Consider the following 6,442-nt stretch of genomic DNA (forward strand, 5'->3'; position numbering starts at 1 on the left):
TGGACGGTGGAATTGCGCGCGACTCGATCGGCCCTGGCGGAGAGTGATCAAGGCGCGGAGTGGGAGCGCACTCTGAGCGCATGCGACCGGCAGCGCGTGGTTCTGAGGAAGAGATAGAACTCGCGTTCCGAGTCCCCCCTCTTCGGTTCCTCTCCGCCGATGGCACGGAACGAGAAACCTCTCCCCCGCGCCACATAACTACTTTGGAAATAATGGGTTACCTGCCCTTCCCGCTTGCCGTCCGGAGTTCTCTCGCTTTCGGCGCTCGCTCTTCTTGTTTCTTGCCCGGAGGCGCCGGTCGCAGGTAAACTGGTCAATTGCCAGAGTATCATCAGTTTCTTTCTTGTTGCGGGGAGCGGTTCGGTCGATTCGAGTCGAGGCGGTCTGCCGCTTCGTAAGCAGTGAGCGAGTCGCGCCGATGATGCCCACCCTCAACGCCGGAGAATCGATCTTGTGAAATACAGGCTGTTCGCGACTTGGTTCTTCTGATTGACCTACCAAGGAGGTTCTTGCCATGAGGACACGGTCGGACACCGGACTCCTCCACCTGTTGGCTCGGCTTTCCCTCCTCCAGGTTCTCCTCGCCACTTCTGCTCTCTCGGCCCCCTGCCCGGACCGCATGAGCGGAGAAACCGTCCCGCGCAGCATTTCCGCCGAGGGAGGCTTGGTGGACCTTCGTATTCCAGAAAGCCTCTCCGAGCCGGGAGTCGTCGATCGTCTGATTCAGGAAAAGCGCTGGTGGAATCACCCGACGCTCTATGTCGATCAGCGCCGCCGCGAGGCCTACCAGACCGCCTTTCTCGAGATCGCGCTCCAACCTTCGATTGGAGAGAACCCCTTTCGTGACGCACTGGCCTTGGCGAACCGCTTCTCGCAAGGGACGGGCCGCATGACGGATCTCGCGGAGACGTTGGAAGCCGCGGCGGAACTTGTGTACGCCCGCCACGGCGTGCCCGGCGGAGCAGGGTATATCCATGGAGGCACCCCGCTCGCCGAATTCGCCAACGAGCTGAAGCACGGGGCGCGCCAGGTTCACGCGCTCGCGAACACGCCCGCCTTCACGCAGATCATGGCGTCGCTCGCCGTCGCCGGCGTGACCGCACAGGCCTTCGACCTCGTGGGCGGCGCGGCGACCCTCAGCGCGCTGAACCACGACGTCGCCTGGCATCGCATCGTGGAAATCGAACGAATCCTGCGCGAGGTGGAGCGCCAGCAGGGAATCCAGATCGACCCGGCGCTCTGGAGAGGCCTCGACGACGCGAAGACGAGCGTCATGGTGCTGCGCGATCGAGGCGCGGCGGGGGCCTTCGTCGTGAACCTCGACCAAAACAAGGACAAGTTGGTCGGAGATCTTCCGGTCCTCGCGCTCGGTCTGAAGACCGCGGGCGCCGCCGCTCTTGGGGGCCATACGTGGCTCGCCAACCCAAAGCTCCTTCCCTTTCTCATCATATACAAGGAGATCCAGGCGATCGCGGAGCAGGAAAAGGAGATCCATCTCGCATCCTCTCTCGCGATGATCCACGAGCTTCTCGGCAAGACCGCGCCGCGGGGCCCCTCGCCGCTCGTCGAGCAGGCCAGATGCTACGCCCAATACTCTTTCTTCGACCACATGCACCACTCATTCACCGGATCCTGGACGATCGGATTCAAGCGTCTCGTGAGCCGGAGCCTTCGAGAGTGGGGCGATTACTACAGGGACATGCGCGACCGAACGCTACGAAGTGTGAACCCGCCTCCCCTGCCGGCGGCGCTTGCGAGGGTTTCATGGGACTGGCCGGACTCGAGCGCGACCGGCGTCGTTCCCCTCGCCGGCGACCGCGCCGTCCTCTTCGTCTTCGACAACTCGGGAAGCATGAGCGAAAGGGTGGGCGGGGGCGGAGTTCGCCGGATCGACGCGGCACGGAATGCCCTCCATGCGGTCGTGCGGGAGGGGCAGGGCCTCTCGATCGATTGGGCGCTCATGGTTCTGAACGGGGAGCCGAATCGCCTCGTCGCCGGGTTCTCCCAAGATGTCGGTCGAATCGAGTCCGGCGTCGATGCCCTCGAGCCCGGGGGCGAAACACCTCTCGGAGAGACTCTTTTCGAGGCGCTCGAGGTGATCGACCGGACCTGCCCGTCGGGAGTCTGTCAGCTCGTCCTTCTCTCGGACGGGCTCGCCACGGACGAAGATGTCGCTCGGAAGGCGGCGGCCGAGATCAAGCGGAGGAACGATCTTCTCTTCCAGCACCTGAGTCCTCTTCCGGGCGGTCCCATGTTGTCGTTCTCTCCCGGATCCCGTGCGGGCAGCGAGGCGCATCGACTTCTGAACCTCCTCGTTTCCCCGGCTCTCGCGGCGAACGGCGCGGCGCCGTCGAAGGGGATCCGGTTCTCCCTCATCGCCTTCGACACCGAGCCGGAGGTCCAAACGGCTCTCAAGGCTCTCGCGGACATCGCGGGCGGGACGTTCTACACCGCCGCCGACGCGGCGAACCTCATCTCCGAACTTCGATCCGCGGTAATGGAGGACTACGATCTCGTCGCCCCGGGGGGGAAGGTCGTCGTTTCTTGGCAGGGTCGTCCTGCGTTTTCCGCCTCATCCGCGGCGGCGACCGTGTTCGTGCCTCCTCGAAGCCATGCGATGGAATGGGCGTTCGCAGGAGTCCTTCTTCTTTTCTGCTTGGCCCTCGGTGCGGTCCTCGTGCGCCGACACGGGATCGGCGTCTTTTCGCGAAGCGCCCCCGCTCTTCTCGAACTCCCCGAGAGCGAGGCCGCGAAATGGGGCCGCCTGGTCCGCGTGCGGGGCGCGCGGTTTCGGATCGGGCGGAGCCGCGAGATGGATCTTCGGCTTGCCGATCCACGTGTCTCTTTGTTCCACGCGGAGATCGTGCGCGAGAAAGACGAGCACGTTCTCGTCAATCGGAGCGAGACGAACCCGGTCCACGTGAACGGTCTTCCCGTGAAGCGTCGCGCGCTCGAAGACGGAGACATGCTGACCCTGGGGCGCGTCGCGATCCGGTTCGTCCGTCGCTCGAGGAGGCGTTCGAGATGAAGAAGCCGTGCGGGCCGCCCCGCTTCCCTCTCCTTCGCCGCCTCTCGCCCGTTGCTCTTCTCACGGTCGCGGCTTTCTCAGCGGCCGCGTATCTCGTTTCCTGCTCCAAAGAGGGACGGGACAACCCCCTCGATCCGGAGGGGAGTCGGGCGGGAGAGGATCCGTTCGCGCTTCGTGCGAGCCTATCGGGGAGCTGCATCGAGGTGACGTGGAACACGGTGGGGGTGATGGGGATCGAGGAGTACCGGGTGTATCGGAAGGAGGTCGGTGCGGCAGGATCACCTTCGAAGATCGCGACGGTGAGGGGCTCGGCGACGCGCTATCGGGACTGCGGCGTTCAGGCGGGGCGCCGCTATGAGTATCAGGTTCGCGCGGCGGATGGTCGGGGCCGGGAATCCTCGATGTCTTTCGTTCTTCCTGTCACGATCAAGGCGAATCCGATCGTCACGATCGCGGGCGATGCCGCGACGACGATGTACAGGAGCGTCTCGCTCGCGATCCAGGCGGCGGGCGGACAGACGATGCGCCTTTCGAACGAGCCGACGTTCACCGGGGCCGCGTGGCGGACGTTCGCGGGAACGGTCTCCGATTGGGAGCTGGACGGTGGGGAGGGGACCAAGCGTGTCTACGCGCAAGTGGTGTACGCGCCGGGGGACACGTCCACGGTGGTATCGGATTCGATTTCCCCCGCGGCGATCACGGGGGCGTCGCTGGTGCTGGAGGATGGCGAGGCCCGCGCGTGCGGCGACACAGTGTCTCTAACAGTGGGCGGAACCGGAGCGCACTCCTTCCGGATCGCGAACAACGCTGACAGTCTGTCATCTCAAGCCTGGAGCCCCTTCTCGGGGAGCTATTCACCGAGCGACGGGTGGGTACTCGAGCTGGGGACCGGTGCGCGAAGGGTATGGGCGGAGCTGGGGAACGACTTCTCGTCGGTGACGGTGCTGGATTCGGTGGAGGTGGTAGCAGGCGGGAGACCGGCCGCGCCGGCAGGTGTCGAGGCAACCCCGGACTGCGACTCGATCACCGTGACGTGGACCGCGGTTTCCACGGCGGACTCGTATCGCATCTACAGAGACGGCAGCGCGAATCCACTCGCATCTGTGGCATCTGCGTTGTGGACCGACCGAAGCCCGGGGATGACCTCGCACACGTATGAAGTCAGCGCTGTGAAGACGAGTTACCCCTTCGCGTGCCAAGAAAGTTCGAGGAGCCAGCCGACCTTGTCGGTGGCGACCTCGCGCTGCGACATGGTCGAGGTTCCTGCCGGTTCGTTCACGATGGGGAGCGATGCGAGCGAGGGGAACTCAAACGAGCGGCCCGAGCACATGCCGTACATCAGTGCGTTCTCCATCGACACATGCGAGGCGACGAACGCGGAGTATGCGGTGGCTTTGAACTGGGCGATTGCGAGCGGGAGGGCGTATTGGAACGGCTCGGACGTGGTCCGTTCTTCGTCGGACGCGACCATCTATCTTGAGGTCTCGTCTTCGTCCTGCCGGCTCGACCGATCGGGATCGTCGTTTGTGGTGCAGTCAGGGTACGAGCGGCATCCGGTGGTGGAAGTTTCGTGGTTCGGCGCGACGGCGTACTGCAACTGGCTGAGCGAGATGGGGGGCCTGGCTCTTTGTTATGACGAGAGCTGGAACTGCGACTTCAGTGCGAGCGGGTATCGGTTGCCGACGGAGGCGGAGTGGGAGAAAGCGGCGCGCGGGGCATCGGATGAGAGAGCGTATCCATGGGGGGACGAGGGCTCGGGCTGCAGTCGGGCGAACTACTATGGGTGCGGAGGAACGACGAAGCCGGTCGGTTCCTGCCCGTCGGGGAGGTCGCCGTACGGGTTGTATGACATGGCGGGGAACGTGTGGGAGTGGTGCAACGATTGGTACAGCAGTACCTACTACGAGGTTTCCCCGCCCACGGATCCGCGGGGACCGTCGGGCGGTTCCGACCGCGTTAACCGTGGCGGTTCTTGGAATACCAGCTTCGGCAATATCCGTTGCGCGTTTCGGAACTACAGCGACGTGCCGTCGCACACGAGTGGAAAGCTTGGCTTTCGTGTTGCTAGGACGAAGTTCCCTTAGCCCTGGTTCCTCTACCCCTTTGCGCCTGGCGGGGCGATGGTCGCAAATACGGGATGGAGACCTCAAGGAAGGGTGGAATGTGTGAGGGGGAGACCGTGAAAACCGGAGAAGAATCATCCCGCCGTGCGCGAGCCCACGTTCGGATCGTGGCGTTGCCGATCGCGGTGGGGATCGTATTCTTCTGCGTGGTTCCCGTGATCGTCTCCTGCGCGAAGGAGAACCGGGAGAATCCTCTCGATCCGGCGGGGACGCGGGCGGGAGAGGATCCGTTCGCTCTTCGGGCGAGCGTGTCGGGGAGCTGCATCGAGGTGACGTGGAACACGGTGGGGGTGATGGGGATCGAGGAGTACCGGGTGTATCGGAAGGAAGCGGGATCGAGCCAATCGCCTTCGAAGATCGCGACGGTGAGGGGCTCGGCGACGCGCTATCGGGACTGCGGCGTGCAGGCGGGGCGCCGCTATGAGTATCAAGTTCGCGCGGCGGATGGTCGGGGTCGGGAGTCGTCGCAGTCTTTGGTCGTGTCTGTGGAGATCAGCACGAATCCAATGCTCCTCATCAACTCCGGGGAGCGATACACAGCGGTCGAGATCTGCACGCTCTCCATTCTCGCGGCGGGGGCGGTTTCGATGCGAACCGAAACCGGCCCCGATCCCTCGGCTGCCGAGTGGCAGGCCTACGCGACGACCCGCCTGGACACCCTCTCTACCGGCACGGGCGCGAAGATCGTCTCCCTGCAAGTGAAGTACGGAGATGCCACAGTAAGCGCCGTTGTGCGCGACACAATCTTTCTCGATCAGAGTCCTCCGAGCCCGCCGGTTCTTGTCTCTCCATCCGACGGGACGACGGGGGTTTCTTTGCCGCCGAACCTGGTTTGGCAACGCTCGGTGGACGGAGAGGGCTCTCCCGTCGTGTACAACGTGTATCTGGGCGAGGGGAGCCCCGCAGCGCTCGTCGCCGCTGGTTTGTCCAATACGAGCCACACGACCTCCGGCCTGAGGAGAGCAACGGCCTACTCGTGGAAAGTGCTGGCGGTGGACGGCGCGGGAAACGCGGCCACGAGCGAGGTGTGGAGCTTCACCACGCAGGACGTTCCATCCGGGTTCGTTTTCCTCAACGCATTTCCTCCTGCGACGTTCACAATGGGGAGTCCGTCTTCGGAGCCGGGCCGGGATTCGGACGAGACGCAGCATCAGGTGACGCTGACGCGCTCGTTCTATGTTTCGCAGTACGAGGTGACGCAGTCGGAGTGGGAGTCGGTGATGGGTTGGAACGAGTCGGATTTTCGGGGTTCGAGTCGTCGGGTGGAGAACGTGACGTGGTTCGATGCGGT

At 64.1% G+C, this 6,442-nt stretch carries 3 protein-coding genes; all 3 read left to right on the forward strand.

All coding sequences use genetic code 11. The annotated features are described in order from the left end of the window. Positions 1-514: 514 nt before the first annotated feature. Positions 515-3,028: a VWA domain-containing protein gene (locus FJY88_10750; GenBank protein ID MBM3287811.1), complete on the forward strand. Its 2,514-nt coding sequence runs from the start codon at positions 515-517 to the stop codon at positions 3,026-3,028. Continuing rightward, positions 3,025-5,112, forward strand: coding sequence for a hypothetical protein (locus FJY88_10755; protein ID MBM3287812.1), 2,088 nt, complete (start codon positions 3,025-3,027; stop codon positions 5,110-5,112). Before FJY88_10750 ends, FJY88_10755 begins: the two co-directional genes overlap by 4 nt. A 1,139-nt stretch (positions 5,113-6,251) precedes the next feature. Then, the coding region (locus FJY88_10760) for a formylglycine-generating enzyme family protein (protein MBM3287813.1) at positions 6,252-6,442 on the forward strand (191 nt) is incomplete at its 3' end.

It is taken from the genome of Candidatus Eisenbacteria bacterium (assembly GCA_016867495.1).
Lineage (GTDB): Bacteria > Eisenbacteria > RBG-16-71-46 > CAIMUX01 > VGJL01 > VGJL01.

Bases quoted from the DNA above. Each gene is read 5' to 3' on its own strand.
- FJY88_10750 (MBM3287811.1), top strand. From the start codon at position 515: ATGAGGACACGGTCGGACACCGGACTCCTCCACCTGTTGGCTCGGCTT.
- FJY88_10755 (MBM3287812.1), top strand. From the start codon at position 3,025: ATGAAGAAGCCGTGCGGGCCGCCCCGCTTCCCTCTCCTTCGCCGCCTC.